Annotated in this window: 16 protein-coding genes; 8 read left to right on the top strand and 8 right to left on the bottom strand. The window is 64.3% G+C overall.

What is annotated here, in order from left to right; translation table 11 throughout:
* Nucleotides 1-119 precede the first annotated feature (119 nt).
* The 4 genes from gshB to WCB02_RS27455 all read left to right on the top strand — a co-directional run bounded on the left by gshB (nucleotide 120) and on the right by WCB02_RS27455 (nucleotide 5610).
* Nucleotides 120-1070 (top strand): glutathione synthase, encoded by a 951-nt coding sequence (gene gshB, locus WCB02_RS27470; RefSeq protein ID WP_423962899.1) that lies wholly within the window; start codon nucleotides 120-122, stop codon nucleotides 1068-1070.
* 66 nt (nucleotides 1071-1136) lie between these two features.
* Nucleotides 1137-2675 (top strand): YifB family Mg chelatase-like AAA ATPase, encoded by a 1539-nt coding sequence (locus WCB02_RS27465; protein ID WP_423962898.1) that lies wholly within the window; start codon nucleotides 1137-1139, stop codon nucleotides 2673-2675.
* 90 nt (nucleotides 2676-2765) lie between these two features.
* Nucleotides 2766-3236 carry a hypothetical protein gene (locus WCB02_RS27460; RefSeq protein ID WP_423962897.1) on the top strand — a complete coding sequence of 157 codons (471 nt, stop codon included), beginning with the start codon at nucleotides 2766-2768 and terminating at the stop codon, nucleotides 3234-3236.
* Nucleotides 3237-3363: 127 nt separating this feature from the next.
* Nucleotides 3364-5610, top strand: a complete 2247-nt coding sequence (locus WCB02_RS27455) for an ATP-binding protein (protein WP_423962896.1) — start codon at nucleotides 3364-3366, stop codon at nucleotides 5608-5610.
* Nucleotides 5611-5612: 2 nt separating this feature from the next.
* Here WCB02_RS27455 and coaA read toward each other — a convergent pair whose 3' ends face one another.
* The 7 genes from coaA to hisB form a co-directional block, all read right to left on the bottom strand.
* Nucleotides 5613-6569: a type I pantothenate kinase gene (gene coaA, locus WCB02_RS27450; protein ID WP_423962895.1), complete on the bottom strand. Its 957-nt coding sequence runs from the start codon at nucleotides 6567-6569 to the stop codon at nucleotides 5613-5615.
* Between the two features lie 14 nt (nucleotides 6570-6583).
* Nucleotides 6584-6907 (bottom strand): phosphoribosyl-ATP diphosphatase, encoded by a 324-nt coding sequence (locus tag WCB02_RS27445; protein WP_423962894.1) that lies wholly within the window; start codon nucleotides 6905-6907, stop codon nucleotides 6584-6586.
* A gap of 79 nt (nucleotides 6908-6986) precedes the next feature.
* Complete coding sequence (hisF, locus tag WCB02_RS27440) at nucleotides 6987-7763, bottom strand: imidazole glycerol phosphate synthase subunit HisF (RefSeq protein ID WP_423962893.1); 777 nt, start codon at nucleotides 7761-7763, stop codon at nucleotides 6987-6989.
* 10 nt (nucleotides 7764-7773) lie between these two features.
* Entirely contained in the window at nucleotides 7774-8514 is a 741-nt protein-coding gene (gene hisA / locus WCB02_RS27435; RefSeq protein ID WP_423962901.1) for a 1-(5-phosphoribosyl)-5-[(5-phosphoribosylamino)methylideneamino]imidazole-4-carboxamide isomerase, read from the bottom strand.
* Nucleotides 8511-9161, bottom strand: coding sequence for an imidazole glycerol phosphate synthase subunit HisH (gene hisH, locus WCB02_RS27430; RefSeq protein ID WP_423962892.1), 651 nt, complete (start codon nucleotides 9159-9161; stop codon nucleotides 8511-8513). The genes hisA and hisH overlap by 4 nt, the downstream gene beginning before the upstream one ends.
* Nucleotides 9158-9691 (bottom strand): DUF2628 domain-containing protein, encoded by a 534-nt coding sequence (locus tag WCB02_RS27425; protein WP_423962891.1) that lies wholly within the window; start codon nucleotides 9689-9691, stop codon nucleotides 9158-9160. The genes hisH and WCB02_RS27425 overlap by 4 nt, the downstream gene beginning before the upstream one ends.
* 23 nt (nucleotides 9692-9714) lie before the next feature.
* The gene (gene hisB / locus WCB02_RS27420) at nucleotides 9715-10308 is read right to left on the bottom strand and encodes an imidazoleglycerol-phosphate dehydratase HisB (protein ID WP_423962890.1); all 594 of its coding nucleotides are present in this window, start codon (nucleotides 10306-10308) and stop codon (nucleotides 9715-9717) included.
* Between the two features lie 173 nt (nucleotides 10309-10481).
* On the opposite strand from hisB, the gene hslV reads away from it, so the two are divergent.
* The 4 genes from hslV (at nucleotide 10482) to WCB02_RS27400 (ending at nucleotide 14156) form a co-directional block, all read left to right on the top strand.
* On the top strand, nucleotides 10482-11042 hold the full coding sequence (hslV, locus tag WCB02_RS27415; RefSeq protein ID WP_423962889.1) for an ATP-dependent protease subunit HslV: 561 nt from the start codon (nucleotides 10482-10484) through the stop codon (nucleotides 11040-11042).
* Between the two features lie 3 nt (nucleotides 11043-11045).
* Nucleotides 11046-11528: a GNAT family N-acetyltransferase gene (locus WCB02_RS27410; protein ID WP_423962888.1), complete on the top strand. Its 483-nt coding sequence runs from the start codon at nucleotides 11046-11048 to the stop codon at nucleotides 11526-11528.
* Between the two features lie 41 nt (nucleotides 11529-11569).
* Nucleotides 11570-12871: an ATP-dependent protease ATPase subunit HslU gene (gene hslU, locus WCB02_RS27405; protein ID WP_423962887.1), complete on the top strand. Its 1302-nt coding sequence runs from the start codon at nucleotides 11570-11572 to the stop codon at nucleotides 12869-12871.
* Nucleotides 12872-13031: 160 nt separating this feature from the next.
* Entirely contained in the window at nucleotides 13032-14156 is a 1125-nt protein-coding gene (locus WCB02_RS27400; protein ID WP_423962900.1) for a hypothetical protein, read from the top strand.
* On the opposite strand, the gene WCB02_RS27395 is transcribed toward WCB02_RS27400, so the two are convergent.
* Nucleotides 14153-14401: Smr/MutS family protein (locus tag WCB02_RS27395; protein WP_423962886.1), on the bottom strand; the 249-nt coding region annotated here is incomplete at its 5' end. The two genes, WCB02_RS27400 and WCB02_RS27395, sit on opposite strands and share 4 nt — an antisense overlap.

The following is a 14401-nucleotide window of genomic DNA, read 5'->3' as shown; positions in this document are numbered from 1 at the left end:
GATTACGTTGAATCGGAAAACGCTCTAGGTTCTTCTCTGGTCGCATTTTCTTTCGGAAAGCCGGTGTCCACCCTTCCGGAAAATGCTCTAGGCGCCCCTCGAGATACGGACCCCGTGAGATGAAATTGAACGTCGCCGTCCAGATGGACCCCATCGCGCGCATCAACATCCAGGGCGATTCGACCTTCGCCCTGCTGCTCGAGGCGCAAAGGCGCGGCCATGGCCTGTCCTATTATACTCCCGACAAGCTGTCGTTGCGCGGCAGCGAGCTGGTCGCCCCGGTCCATCTCCTGACCGTGCGCGACGAGCCTGGCAACCACTTCACCCTTGGCGAGCCGAGGCGCGAACCCTTGACCGCCTTCGACGTGATCCTGTTGCGGCAGGACCCGCCGTTCGACCTCGCCTACATCACCTCGACCCATTTCCTGGAGCTCATTCATCCGCGGACGCTGGTCGTCAACAACCCGGCCAGCGTGCGCAACGCGCCGGAAAAACTGTTCGTGATGAATTTCCCGCAGCTGATGCCGCCGACCCTGATCTCGCGCGACCTGGAAGAAATCAACGCGTTCCGCGACACCCACGGCGCCGTCGTGATGAAGCCGTTGCATGGCCATGGCGGTGCGGCGGTGTTCCGCGTCATGCCGCAGGACATGAATTTCGGTTCGCTGTTCGACATGTTTTCGGTGACGTTCAGGGAGCCCTGGGTCATCCAGCGCTTCCTCCCCGAAGTCAAACATGGCGACAAGCGCATCATCCTGGTCGACGGCGAGTTCGCAGGCGCCGTCAATCGGGTGCCGGCGGCGGACGATCTGCGCTCCAACATGGTGCGCGGAGGCGCCGCGCAGGCGACCGAACTCAGCGACCGCGAACGGGAAATCTGCGCCACCCTGGGACCTGAGCTGCGCGAGCGCGGGCTCTTGTTCGTCGGCATCGACGTGATCGACGGCAACCTCACCGAGATCAACGTCACCTCGCCGACCGGCATCCGCGCCGTCGCCCGGCTCGGCGGCCCGGACGTGGCAGCGAAGATCTGGGACGCAATCGAGGCGAAACGGGAGAGCGCCAAATAATGTTCCTGAAATGTTCTTGCGCATGAAACCCTCTTCCGCTACCTTCGCGCTCCGGGAGAGAGCTGCATGGTCCAGCGCGTATCTACCGTTGCCTTTGAGGGGATCGAGGCCCGTGCGGTCGACGTGCAGGTGCAGGTCGCGCCCGGTTTGCCGGCGTTCGCCATTGTCGGCCTGCCGGACAAGGCGGTCTCGGAGGCCCGCGAGCGGGTTCGCTCGGCGCTGATTGCCTCGGGGCTGGCGCTGCCGGCGCGCCGGATCACGGTCAACCTTGCGCCGGCCGACCTGCCCAAGGAAGGCAGCCATTATGATCTGCCGATTGCGCTCGGACTGATGGCTGCGATCGGCGCCATCCCGCCCGACGCGCTCGCTGGCTTTACCGTGCTCGGCGAGCTCGGGCTCGACGGCTCGATCGCGGCAGTCGCAGGCGTGCTGCCGGCCGCGATCGGCGCCAATTCCCGGGAGGAGGGCCTGATCTGTCCGGCGGCCTGCGGCGCGGAAGCGGCCTGGGCGAGCCCGGATATCCAGATCATCGCCGCCAATTCGCTGATCCAGATCGCCAATCATTTCAAAGGCACGCAGGTACTGTCGCGGCCGCAGCCGAAAGTGCGGGAAGCACCACCAAGCCAGCTCGACCTGCGCGAGATCAAGGGCCAAGAGAGCGCCAAACGTGCGCTCGAGATCGCCGCCGCCGGCGGCCATCACCTGCTGATGATCGGCTCACCCGGCTCCGGCAAGTCGATGCTGGCGGCGCGGCTGCCCTCGATCCTGCCGCCATTGTCGCCGTCCGAACTGCTCGAAGTCTCCATGATCGCCTCGGTCGCCGGCGAGATCGAGGGCGGCGCGCTGACCTCACGGCGGCCGTTCGGCAGCCCGCATCATTCGGCCAGCATGGCGGCTCTGACCGGCGGCGGCATGCGCGCCAAGCCCGGCGAGATTTCGCTGGCGCATCAGGGCGTGCTGTTCCTCGACGAGCTGCCGGAGTTCGATCCGCGCGTGCTGGATTCGTTGCGCCAGCCGCTCGAGAACGGCGAGGTTGCGATCTCCCGTGCCAATCACCGCGTCACCTATCCGGCGCGCTTCATGCTGGTCGCCGCGATGAACCCGTGCCGCTGCGGTCACGCCTACGAGCCGGGCTATTCCTGCAAGCGCGGACGGCTCGACCGCTGCACCGCCGACTATCAGATGCGGATTTCCGGCCCGCTGATGGATCGCATCGATCTTCGGATCGAAGTGCCGGCGGTCACCGCAGCCGACCTGATCCTGCCGCCGCCGTCGGAGGGATCTGCGGAAGTCGCCGTGCGGGTCGCGGCGGCGCGCGACATTCAGCGCGCGCGTTACACGTCCGCGGGGCTGCCGCAGATTCGCACCAACGCCGAAGCACCATCGTCGCTGTTGGAAGAGATCGCGCGGCCGGACGCGCAAGGCCAGAAATTGCTACGCGATGCCGCCGAGACCATGCGGCTGTCGGCGCGCGGCTATCATCGCGTGCTGCGGGTCGCCCGCACGCTCGCCGATCTCGACGGCGCGGCGACCATCGGCCGGCTGCATCTCGCCGAAGCGCTGTCCTATCGCGCGCTCGCCGAGGATTTGCGGCATGCCGCATGATCTCAACCTTGCGGTAAGGAGTTTTCTTTACGCTCCGCCAACCATAAGCCCGTCCTTTTGCGGGCCCCGGGGTTCGAGTGGGTGCGTGTCATGTTGCGTATGAAGATCCTGGTATCGGCTGTTCCCGTGGTCGCGGCGGCGATCTTCGCCCGCATCGAATTCTTCCCCCCGGCCGGCCCCTGCATCGCCATCAATGACAAGACGGTCGAGATCGGCTCCGCGCCCTGGCACGCCGACCTCCATGTCAGCTTCACCGACGATCCTGCGCTTGCCACCGTGCGAGTCGCCATCACCGAGAACGCCGAGACCGCCGACTTTGCCGTCGTCGATGACACCGACGACAGCGACGACAGCGCCTGCGAGACGACGCAAACGACGCAGTTCGTCGCGATCTCGGCCCAGCCCTCCTCATCCTCGCCCGTGATCTATCTTTCGCACGACGATGGTCCGGCCGATTATCGCGTCTTCGTGCATGCCAAGCGGTTCTCGGAGCGCGACGCCGCGGCCCTGATCGTCGGTGCTCATGGCGAGCCACCTCGCCTCGCACTGAACGCGTCTTAACCGTTCATCCACCCTGTTCGCATCCGGGCCGCTGGAACCCTCCGCCTTCAAACTCTTCGCAAGGTCGCCGCCCGCATCGTCAAGGCAATCGCAGCGCGTGAACGGCAATTCATCGGGGTCAATCACGATGGGACGGTTCTTCCGCACCAAACTCAGCGTCCGCCGCTTCACCCGACGCCATCCCAGGCTCTGGTCGCTATTCCGCTCGCTGACGATCTTCTCCGCCGCGTTCGGCGGCGCCTATGGATTCATCGTCGGCAGCCGGTCCGAACATTCCGGCTATGACCCCAACAGCTTCGCGATCGGCGCGAGCTTCCTGTTTGCGCTCGCCTGTCTCGCGCTCGCCACCATGAGCGTGCGGATGCGCTTTCTGCGCAAGAAGCTGCGCAAGATCGTGCTTCACAATGAGACGCTCGCCGACCGCAATTGGGAATTGCAGGAAGCCGAGCAGCGCGCCCGCAGCCTGTTCGAGTCGCAAGGCGATCTGATCGTGATGCGCGACGCGGCGGGCCTCATCACCTACGCCAACGACGCGTTTTGCGCGATGGCCGAGCGGCCGCGCGAAGCCCTGATCGGCAGCAGTTTCGCCTTCGAGGTTCTCGAGCAGGGCGATGCCGCGCTGGAGCCGAACGGCACGCGGGTCCACGACCAGCAGATTGCGACCCAGCTCGGACCGCGCTGGATTGCCTGGCGCGAGGGTCTCGTCCGGTCTGACGCCGGACAGCCGGCCGAATTGCAATGCGTCGGTCGCGACGTCACCGACCGCACCGAGACCGAACGCGCGCTCAGCGAGGCACGGGACCAGGCGGATGCCGCCAACCGAGCCAAGTCGCGCTTCCTTGCGATGGCGAGCCACGAGATCCGCACGCCCCTCAACGGCATCATCGGCATGAGCGGGTTGCTGCTGGATACGCCGCTGACGCCGGAACAGACCACCTATGCCAAGGCGGTCAAGACCTCGGGCGAAGCGCTGACGTCGCTGATCGAAGAGCTCCTGGATTATTCCAAGATCGAAGCCGGCAAGATCGATCTCGAGGCGCGCCCGTTCCCGCTGACCTCGCTGGTCGAGGACATTACCGAACTGCTGGCGCCGCGCGCGCAGGCCAAAGACCTGGAGATTGCTGCCTATGTCGACGAACGCCTGCCCGTGGAAGTGACAGGCGATGCGGCACGGTTGCGCCAGGTACTGCTCAATCTTGCCGGCAATGCGATCAAATTCACCTCGACCGGTGGCGTGGCGCTGATCGTCGAGCCCGGCATCTGGCCGAACGAAATCAGTTTTCAGATACGCGATACCGGTATCGGCATCGCGCCCGAGGCGCAGCAGCGAATCTTCCGCGAGTTCGAGCAGGCCGACGACCGCATCGCCCGCAGCTATGGCGGTACCGGGCTGGGCTTGAGCATCTCCGAGCGGATCGTCAAGCGGATGGGCGGCCGCATCGCGCTGCAGAGCCAGCCCGGTACCGGCTCGACATTCGAAGTCTCGATTCCATTACCCGCCGCCGATGGCGAAGCGCAGAGCGTCGAAGCGCCGGATCTTGCGGGCCGGTCGATCATGCTGGTCGCGCCGCAAAGCATCGAGACTTCGCTGGTTGCGCGGCGGCTGCAGCGTTGGGGCGCCCAGACCTGCATGGTGTCGGATACAGAGGTGGCGCTCGCCTTGCTGCCCGAACGCTCATGGCACGCGGTCCTGATCGATCAGCCGCGCGGCGCCGACGCAGGCATCGAATTGCTCGGCGAGGCCGCGCGCGGTCACGCGGCGCAACGGATCGTGATGTTCACGCCGGCGACCCGGCATGATCTGAAACCCTCGTCCGCTTTCACGGGTTATCTCGTCAAGCCGCTGCGCGTCGCCTCTCTCGCGGCCCGCCTGTCGGCGATGCCGGACGTGGTTGCACCGGACCTCGCCGGCGAAGCCCTGATCGAGATGGGCGATCCCGTTGGAACCGGCGCCGAGCAGCAAGCCAGGGGCCTGTCCATCCTGGTCGCGGAAGACAACGAGATCAACGCACTGCTGATGCGCTCGCTGCTCACGCGCCTGGGCCATCACGCCGTGATCGCCACCAACGGCGAAGCCGCGCTGGAATCCTGGCTGGCGGCGAAATCCGCCGGCACGCCCTACGACCTGGTGCTGATGGATATCCAGATGCCGCAGCTCAACGGCATCGACGCGGCGAAGCGCATTCGCGCACGCGAAGCCGGCCAGCCGGGCAGGCGCACGCCGATCCTCGCGCTTACCGCCAACACGCTGGTGGAAGATCGCTACGCCTGCTTCGAATCCGGCATGGACGGTTTCCTGATCAAGCCGCTCGACCGCGAAAAGCTCGAAGAGGCACTCGCCGGACTGACCGCCGCGCGACATCTGGCAGCGTAGATCTACAGCCGCCGCAACGCCACGGTTTCGATCTCGTGACCGGCGCCCTTTTTCAGGATCAGCGTCGCACGTGGACGGGTCGGCAGGATGTTATCCTCGAGATTGGCGAGGTTGGTCCGCTCCCAGATCGCGATCGCGGTCGCGGTCGCCTCTTCGTCGGACAACAATGCGTAGCGGTGGAAGTAGGATCTCGGATCATGAAACGCCGTGTCGCGCAACGCGAGAAAGCGCTTGATGTACCACTTGCGCAGCACCGGCTCTTCCGCATCGATAAAGACCGAAAAATCGAAGAAATCGGAGACCACCGGGACCGCCTTGCCGTCGCGCGGCAGCCGGCCGGTCTGCAGCACGTTGACGCCCTCGACGATCAGGATGTCGGGCTGGTCGATCTCGATCCATTGGTTCGGCACGATGTCATAGGTCAAGTGGGAATACACCGGGGCCCGGACCGCACGCCGTCCGGCCTTGATGTCGCTCAGGAATCCCAGCAGCGTCGGCAGGTCGTAGCTTTCCGGAAAGCCCTTCTTCTGCATCAGGCCTTGCCGTTCCAGGGCGGCGTTGGGAAACAGGAAGCCGTCGGTCGTCACCAGATCGACTTTCGGCCGTGGCGACCATCGCGCCAGCAGCGCCTGCAGCACGCGCGCGGTGGTGGATTTGCCGACCGCCACCGAGCCCGCGACGCCGATGATGTAAGGCATCTTGCGGTCCCGGATGCCGAGAAATTGCCGCTGCGCATAAAACAGCCGCTGCATCGCATCGACATAGATCGACAGCAGCCGCGACAGCGGCAGATAGATCTCCTCGACTTCCTTCATGTCGAGGCGATCGTGCATCGAGCGCAGTTGTGAGAACTCGCCCGGCTCCAGCGTCATTGGCGTATCATTGCGCAAACCCGCCCATTGCTCGCGGGAAAATATCCGATAGGGATTGTATGGCTGGTCTGGTGCCCGGATATCCATCGAGCTGCCCCTTGCTAGTCGCGCTTGCGCGACGCTTTCTCTTCCAGTCCGGACATCGACGTACGTTTCGAAAGCGCAGCCTCGACCTCTTCCAGCTTGACGCCGCGCGACTTCAACAACACCAGCAGGTGGTAGAGCACGTCGGCGCTTTCGGAGATGAGATGGTCGCGGTCGTTCTCCACCGCGGCGATCACGGTCTCGACCGCCTCTTCGCCGAATTTCTTGGCGCAATGTTCGGCGCCCTTGTCGAGCAGCTTTCTCGTATAGGACGCCTCTCCCGTCGACGCGGCGCGGGCGTCGATGGTGGCAGCCAGATCGTAGACCGTGAAACGCGGCATCAACCAGGACTCAACGCGGGCACCCCGCGGAGGCTGGGCGCTAATTTCATATAACTAGCACTTTTCTGACGAAAAGTCGTCAGGGATCAAGCCGCATCGGCAGGCCCGACCGCACCATGTGATCCTTGGCCTGCCGGATGGTAAATTCCCCGAAATGGAAGATCGAGGCGGCCAGCACCGCCGTGGCATGCCCCTCGCGGATGCCGTCCACCAGATGGTCCAGATTGCCGACCCCGCCGGAGGCGATCACCGGTACCGGAACGCTGTCGGCGATGGCGCGGGTCAGCGGCAGATCAAAACCCTGTCTGGTGCCGTCGCGGTCCATCGAGGTCAGCAGGATCTCGCCGGCGCCGAGCGAAACCACCTCCTGGGCATATTCGATGGCGTCAATGCCAGTGGAGTTACGGCCGCCATGGGTGAAGATTTCCCAGCGCTCAGAACCGCCGCCACGCTTCACCCGCTTGGCGTCGATCGCCACCACGATGCATTGCTCGCCGAATTTTTCCGCTCCCTCCTTGACGAATTCGCGCCGGGCCACGGCGGACGAGTTGATCGAAACCTTGTCGGCGCCGAACCGCAGCAGCGTCCTGATATCGTCGATGGTCCGCACCCCGCCGCCGACGGTGAGCGGCATGAAGCAGGCTTCCGCGGTGCGCCGGACCACATCCAGCATGATGCCGCGGTTTTCGTGGGTCGCGGTAATGTCCAGAAAGCACAGCTCGTCGGCTCCTGCCGCGTCATAGGCGATCGCCGCCTCGACCGGGTCGCCGGCGTCGCGCAGGTCGACGAAGTTGACACCCTTGACCACGCGGCCGTCCTTGACGTCGAGGCACGGGATGACGCGGACCTTGAACATTGCATCACTCCTAAGCGGCGTCGCGCGCGTTGCGGATCAGCGCGAGCGCGGCAGCCGGATCGAGCCGGCCGTCATAGAGAGCGCGGCCGGCGATGGCGCCGGCGAGCTTCTTGGCCCGCGGCGTCAGCATCGCCTTGATGTCCTCGATCGAGGCTAGACCGCCGGAGGCGATCACGGGGATGGAGATGCGGTCGGCCAGCGCGATTGTCGCATCAAGATTGAGGCCCTTCAACAGACCGTCGCGCGCGATGTCGGTGAAGATGATGGCAGCGACGCCGGCGTCCTCGAACCGCTTTGCGATTTCGAGCGCAGTCACCTGAGACGTCTCGGCCCAGCCTTCGACCGCGACCTTGCCGTCGCGCGCGTCGAGCCCGACGGCGACGCGGCCCGGAAACTTCCTCGCCGCGCCATTGACCAGTTCGGGATCGCGCACTGCGGCGGTGCCGATGATCACGCGCGCAACGCCCTTGGCGAGCCAGGCCTCGATGGTCGCGAGATCGCGGATGCCGCCGCCGAGTTGAAGCGGCATGGTAACCACCCGCAGCATGGATTCGACCGCCAGGGCGTTCATCGGCTTGCCGGCAAACGCGCCATCGAGATCGACCACGTGCAGATATTCAAAACCCTGCGCGGCGAAGCTCTCCGCCTGTGCCGCCGGATCGAGATTGAACACGGTGGCGCGCGCCATGTCGCCCTGCTCAAGGCGGACGCACTGGCCGTTCTTCAGGTCGATAGCCGGAAAGAGGATCACGGCTTCCATTTCAAGAAGTTCGAGATCAGCGCCAGCCCAAAACGCTGGCTCTTCTCAGGGTGAAACTGGGTGCCGATCGCAGTATCCCTGGCCACGATCGCCGTCACCGGACCGCCATAGTCCGCGCGCGCCAGCACGTCGGCCTCATTTGCGGCATTGAGGTGATAGGAGTGCACGAAATAGGCGTGGCGGCCTTTCGGACCGAGCGGCAGACGCTCCAGCACCGGATGCTCGCGCACCAGATCGAGCGTGTTCCAGCCCATATGCGGGATCTTCAGATTCTCTTCGTTCGGCACGATCTTCTCGACGTCGCCGGCGATCCAGTTGAAGCCGTCGGTCGTGACGTGCTCCTTGCCGCGGGTTGCCATCAATTGCATGCCGACGCAGATGCCGAAGAACGGCCGCGCCTTGCTGCGCACCGCTTCGGTCAGCGCCTCGAGCATGCCGTCGAGCGCATCCAATCCACGGCGGCAATCGGCAAAGGCGCCGACACCCGGCAGCACGATGCGGTCAGCGCGATACACCGCCTCGGGATCGCGGGTCACCATGATCTGCTGCGGATCCTGCATGCTGCGACTGGCACGTTCGAACGCCTTCGCCGCCGAGTGCAGATTGCCCGAGCCGTAGTCGATAATGGCAACGCTCATCGCGGCGCTCCCGGTTCTGGAAACAGGCCGATGATACCGCCAGCCGGCAATGGCGGCGGGGGCCTGGAGAAGGGCTGACCGGGAACGTCCCGAGTCGGCGGCGGACCACCCCGATCCACCGTCAACGGATCGTCGCCGGGCCCGCGCTGATTGGCAGCCCAGCGGTCAAAAAAACGCCGCTCGGCCGCGTCCTCGTCGTCAGCGACGACGATGTCGGGCTGGCGCCAACCGCGCCGCGACAGCGTCCAGCGCTGCAGGGTTGCCGCCTCGAAACCGGTCAAAAGCGCAATCACGAGGTCGCCAGACCAGATGACGAGGCGCCCGACGCCCAGCTCGCGCAGGCCGAAATGGAGGGCTGCGATCAGCACGATCCAGCCGAGCGCCGCCAGCCATAGCCGGTTCCAGATCAGCCAAAGCGGGCCGAACACCATCGCCCAGAAACGAAAGCCATCGCGCACGAATACGAAGCGGTCGGTGGCGCGAAGATCCGCGGTGGACGCCGAAGGCGCATGAACCGTGTAGACCGGCATTGTCTGTTACTCCGCCGAAAACTTCAGCCGCCAAGCTGACCCTTGGTGGAAGGCACCTCACCCGCGGCACGCGGATCAATCGCGACCGCAGCCCGCAATGCCCTCGCCAGACCCTTGAAGCATGATTCGGCGATATGATGACTGTTCTCGCCATATAAGGTCTCGACGTGCAAAGTCACGCCGGCATTGATCGCAAAGGCGTTGAACCATTCGCGGACCAGCTCGGTGTCGAACTGCCCGACCTTGTCGCGCGGAAACGCGACCTTGAACACCAGGATCGGCCGCCCGGATATGTCGATCACGACGCGCGACAAGGTCTCATCCATCGGCATATGGATCGAGGCGTAACGGGTGATGCCGGCCATGTCGCCAAGCGCCTGCTTGACGGCCTGCCCGAGCGCGATCCCGACATCCTCCGTGGTGTGGTGATGATCGATGTGCAGATCGCCGACCGCCTTCACCGCGAGATCGATGCGGGAGTGCCGCGACAAGAGATCGAGCATGTGATCGAAGAAGCCGATCCCGGTCGAGACGCTGGACGCACCGGACCCGTCGAGGTTTACCGAGACTTCGATATCGGTTTCCTTGGTTTTGCGCTTGATGGTCGCCGTGCGCATGAAAACTTCGCTTTCCCGTGCTTGAAACGCGACCTTTTATCAGGCGGATGCGGCCTTCGCTACCACGGTATGGGCCCGCAAGGGTCGAACTTCCGCCTATGGTGACCGATTTCCGGGCACGATTGTAACAGCGCCCGCCAGCCCCTAGATCTGGTCCGACACGAGGTATTCTAATGCAAGCATCCCCAAACGAGCTTCCGGTCTGGCACGGCACCACGATTTTGACGGTCCGCAAAGGCGGCAAAGTGGTGATCGGCGGCGACGGCCAGGTCTCGATCGGCCAGACCGTCATCAAGTCCAACGCCAAGAAAGTCCGCAAGCTCGGCAAGGGCGATGTCATCGGCGGCTTTGCCGGTGCAACCGCAGACGCCTTCACGCTGTTCGAACGGCTGGAGAGCAAGCTCGAGCAATATCCCGGACAGTTGACCCGCGCCGCCGTCGAACTGGCCAAGGATTGGCGCACCGACCGCTATCTGCGGCGGCTCGAGGCGATGATGATCGTGGCCGACAAGGAGGTCTCGCTGGTACTCACTGGCACCGGCGATGTGCTGGAGCCGGAAGCCGGCGTCATGGCGATCGGCTCCGGCGGCAACTATGCCCTGGCGGCCGCCCGCGCGCTGGTCGATTCCGACAAGGATGCCGAAACCATCGTCCGCCGCGCGCTCGATATCGCCGCCGATATCTGCGTCTATACCAACCGCAACGTGACCATCGAGACATTGCAGGCCGGCTGATCCATGGTGCCTGACTACGCCTTCCGCCCGATGTCGGCTGCCGATTTGCCGCTCCTCTGCCGCTGGCTGGCCGAACCTCATGTCAGGCAATGGTGGGGCGACCCGGACGAGCAATATGCTCTGGTGAGCGGCGATCTCGACGAACCGGCGATGGATCAATACATCGTCACCGCCGGTGGCGCGGCGTTCTGCTATCTGCAATGCTATGAGCTGACCGCCTGGAATACCGGTTTCGATGCGCAGCCGCCGGGCACCCGCGGCATCGACCTCCTCATCGGCGAGCTTGGCATGCTGGAACGCGGCCATGGTTCCGCGCTGATCCGCCGGTTCGCCGAGGACCAATTACGACAGGGGGCGCCACGCGTGGTGACCGACCCGGCCCCAGCCAATCGTCGCGCCATCCGCGCCTATGAAAAGGCCGGCTTCGAACGTGACCGCTTGGTCGAAACACCCGATGGTCCGGCGCTGCTCATGGTTCGCGATTGAAGTGGCTTGCCCCGACCCCATTCCCGTCCTAGCTAGGTGAAATGACAGACTTCTCCCCCCGTGAAATCGTCTCCGAACTCGACCGTTTCATCGTCGGCCAGGCCGACGCCAAGCGCGCGGTCTCGATCGCGCTGCGCAACCGCTGGCGAAGGCTGCAGCTCGATGGCGGCCTGCGCGAGGAGGTGCTGCCGAAGAACATCCTGATGATCGGGCCGACCGGCGTCGGCAAGACCGAGATCGCGCGGCGGCTGGCGAAACTCGCGGGCGCGCCGTTCATCAAGGTCGAGGCCACCAAATTCACCGAGGTCGGCTATGTCGGCCGCGACGTCGAGCAGATCGTGCGCGATCTCGTCGAACTCGCGATCGCGCAGGTGCGCGAGCGCAAGCGCAAGGATGTGCAGGCGCGCGCCCAGCTCGCCGCCGAGGACCGCGTGCTGGACGCCCTCGTCGGGTCCAATTCGAGCGCTGCGACCCGCGATTCATTCCGGCGGAAATTGCGCGCCGGCGAGCTCAACGACAAGGAAATCGAGATCGAGACGCAATCCTCCGGCGGCATGCCGATGTTCGAGATTCCGGGCATGCCCGGCGCACAGATGGGCGCGATCTCGATCGGCGACATCTTCGGCAAGCTCGGCGGCCGCACCAAGACCCGCCGCGTGACGGTGCAGTCCTCGCACGATATCCTGGTCGCCGAGGAATCCGACAAGCTCCTGGACAACGACCAACTGGTGCAGGAAGCAATCGGCGCGGTCGAGAACAACGGCATCGTGTTCCTGGACGAGATCGACAAGATCTGCGTGCGCGAAAACCGCCTCGGCGGCGATGTATCGCGCGAAGGCGTGCAGCGCGACCTGCTGCCGCTGATCGAGGGCACCACGGTTTCGACCAAGCATGGCGCGGTCAAGACCGACCATATCCTGTTCATCGCCTCCGGCGCTTTTCACATTGCCAAGCCGTCCGACCTGTTGCCGGAATTGCAGGGTCGCCTGCCGATCCGCGTCGAGCTGCAGGCGCTGACCCGCGACGACATGCGCCGCATCCTGACCGAGCCGGAGGCGTCGCTGATCAAGCAGTATGTCGCACTGATGAAGACCGAGGGCGTCACGCTCGATATCACCGATAACGCAATCGACGCGCTGGCCGATGTCGCGGTTGCGGTCAACTCCTCGGTGGAGAATATCGGCGCGCGGCGGCTGCAGACCGTAATGGAACGGGTCCTGGACGACATCTCCTTCACCGCGCCGGACCGCAACGGCGAGACCGTCACGGTCGACGCCGACTACGTGCAGAAGCACGTCGGCGATCTCGCCAAGAACACGGATTTGAGCCGGTTTATTCTTTAGGACTGAAATTCGGAATCGTCGTCCTCGCGAAGGCCGGGACCCAACCGCCGACATATGCCGTAAACATGATCGTGGCCCCAGCCTCAGCACAGCACGCGTCGGTGGTTCCGGATCCCGGCTCGCGCTCGCAAAGGCTCGCTTGGCCGCGACGACGATGAAACTGGATTGGCGCGTATTGCAAAACCGCTGGCGGTTGATGCTCGCCGTCAATGTCGCCGTGATCATCGGCGTCTTTCTGCACAAGATCGCGCTGCCGCCTTATGTGCCCTACATCCATCTCCTGGTCGACTATCATTTCGGCTTCATCAAGCGGGCGCTGATTGGCGCTCTCGTATCGCTGATCACCGCGAAGGTGCCGGTATGGCTGGTGTTCGCGCTGGGCGGTGCTGCATGGCTCGTCACACTCGCATTGTTCGTCGGACTGTTCCGGCGAACCTTCGGTTTCGACGAAAAGCACCTGCCATTGTTCGTGTTCATGGCGGGTTCGCCGTTCTTCCTGAAGAATTTCATGCACACGCTCGGTCATTTCGACATCTATGGCTGCCTGGTTGCGATTCTCCTGCTGCTCGTGCCGGCGCGCTCGATTCTGTTCGTGCTGCTCGCGATGCTGTGCGCCATCATCCTGGTTCTGATTCATCACATTCATCTCTTGATGTATGTGCCGACCATCGCCGTCATCGTGGTGGTCCGATATTATCTGGTCGAAGGCGTCAACCGGCTCAACGTCAGCGTGGGCATCCTGGCGGCGCTCGGGCTCGGCACTCTCTTCATGGCGGCGCAGTTCTACGGCACGGTGCCGGTGCCGGAAGCAGACTTCCTCGGCTATCTGCAGGGCCGGATGGCGGATCCCTCGCGCACCGATCTCCTGAGCTTTGGCTACATCTGGTACCAGCCGCTGTCGAAGGAAATCCAGGACACCTGGGCGCGGATGCCGTCGAACATCCTGGGTGTGCCGGTGTTCGCGCTGCTGATCTGGCTGCACGCTCCGCTGTGGCGATATTTCGCGGCAACGCTCCGTGCACTGGCGCATGAGTGGCAACGGCGCCTGATCATCGCGGCGCTGATCGGGGTCAGCCTTGGCTATCTCGTCATGTTCGCGATGGTGTTCGACTATTCCAGATGGATCTCGAACTGGGCGGTATGCATGTTCCTGATCCTGCACGCGATCAAGACGCTGCCCGCCTTGCAAAGCGTGCCTCCCATCGCGACCGGCGACCGCAGGACCACGATCCTCGGCTGGATCGTGACGTTGATCCCGCGGGTCGGAATCGTGCGGCCGTTTTAAGTCTGCATTTTCGTCCGCCTGATTCGCACATAGAGCGCGCCCTCGCCGCCATGACCGATATGCGCTTCCTCGAATCCAACCACGAGCGGACGGAATTCCGGCAAGGCCAGCCAGAGCGGCACCTGCCGACGCAGCACACCGCGTTCGGATTCACCGCCGCCGGCCTTGCCCTTGCCGGTGATGATGAGGACGAAGGTGAGGCCCTCGGCGTGAGCGCGGTGCAGGAAACCGAGCAACGCGCGGTG

Origin of the sequence: Bradyrhizobium sp., from assembly GCF_049581145.1 — a bacterium.
In the GTDB taxonomy this organism is placed as follows: Bacteria; Pseudomonadota; Alphaproteobacteria; order Rhizobiales; family Xanthobacteraceae; genus Bradyrhizobium.
This window is presented reverse-complemented; position numbering and strand designations above follow the sequence as displayed.

Coding starts and splice junctions, on each gene's coding strand:
- hslU (WP_423962887.1), top strand. CDS start 11,570: ATGACAGACTTCTCCCCCCGTGAAATCGTCTCCGAACTCGACCGTTTC.
- hisF (WP_423962893.1), bottom strand. CDS start 7,763: ATGTTCAAGGTCCGCGTCATCCCGTGCCTCGACGTCAAGGACGGCCGC.
- WCB02_RS27445 (WP_423962894.1), bottom strand. CDS start 6,907: ATGCCGCGTTTCACGGTCTACGATCTGGCTGCCACCATCGACGCCCGC.
- WCB02_RS27425 (WP_423962891.1), bottom strand. CDS start 9,691: ATGCCGGTCTACACGGTTCATGCGCCTTCGGCGTCCACCGCGGATCTT.
- coaA (WP_423962895.1), bottom strand. CDS start 6,569: ATGGATATCCGGGCACCAGACCAGCCATACAATCCCTATCGGATATTT.
- gshB (WP_423962899.1), top strand. CDS start 120: ATGAAATTGAACGTCGCCGTCCAGATGGACCCCATCGCGCGCATCAAC.
- WCB02_RS27465 (WP_423962898.1), top strand. CDS start 1,137: ATGGTCCAGCGCGTATCTACCGTTGCCTTTGAGGGGATCGAGGCCCGT.
- hisH (WP_423962892.1), bottom strand. CDS start 9,161: ATGAGCGTTGCCATTATCGACTACGGCTCGGGCAATCTGCACTCGGCG.
- WCB02_RS27410 (WP_423962888.1), top strand. CDS start 11,046: ATGGTGCCTGACTACGCCTTCCGCCCGATGTCGGCTGCCGATTTGCCG.
- WCB02_RS27455 (WP_423962896.1), top strand. CDS start 3,364: ATGGGACGGTTCTTCCGCACCAAACTCAGCGTCCGCCGCTTCACCCGA.
- hisB (WP_423962890.1), bottom strand. CDS start 10,308: ATGCGCACGGCGACCATCAAGCGCAAAACCAAGGAAACCGATATCGAA.
- WCB02_RS27460 (WP_423962897.1), top strand. CDS start 2,766: ATGTTGCGTATGAAGATCCTGGTATCGGCTGTTCCCGTGGTCGCGGCG.
- hslV (WP_423962889.1), top strand. CDS start 10,482: ATGCAAGCATCCCCAAACGAGCTTCCGGTCTGGCACGGCACCACGATT.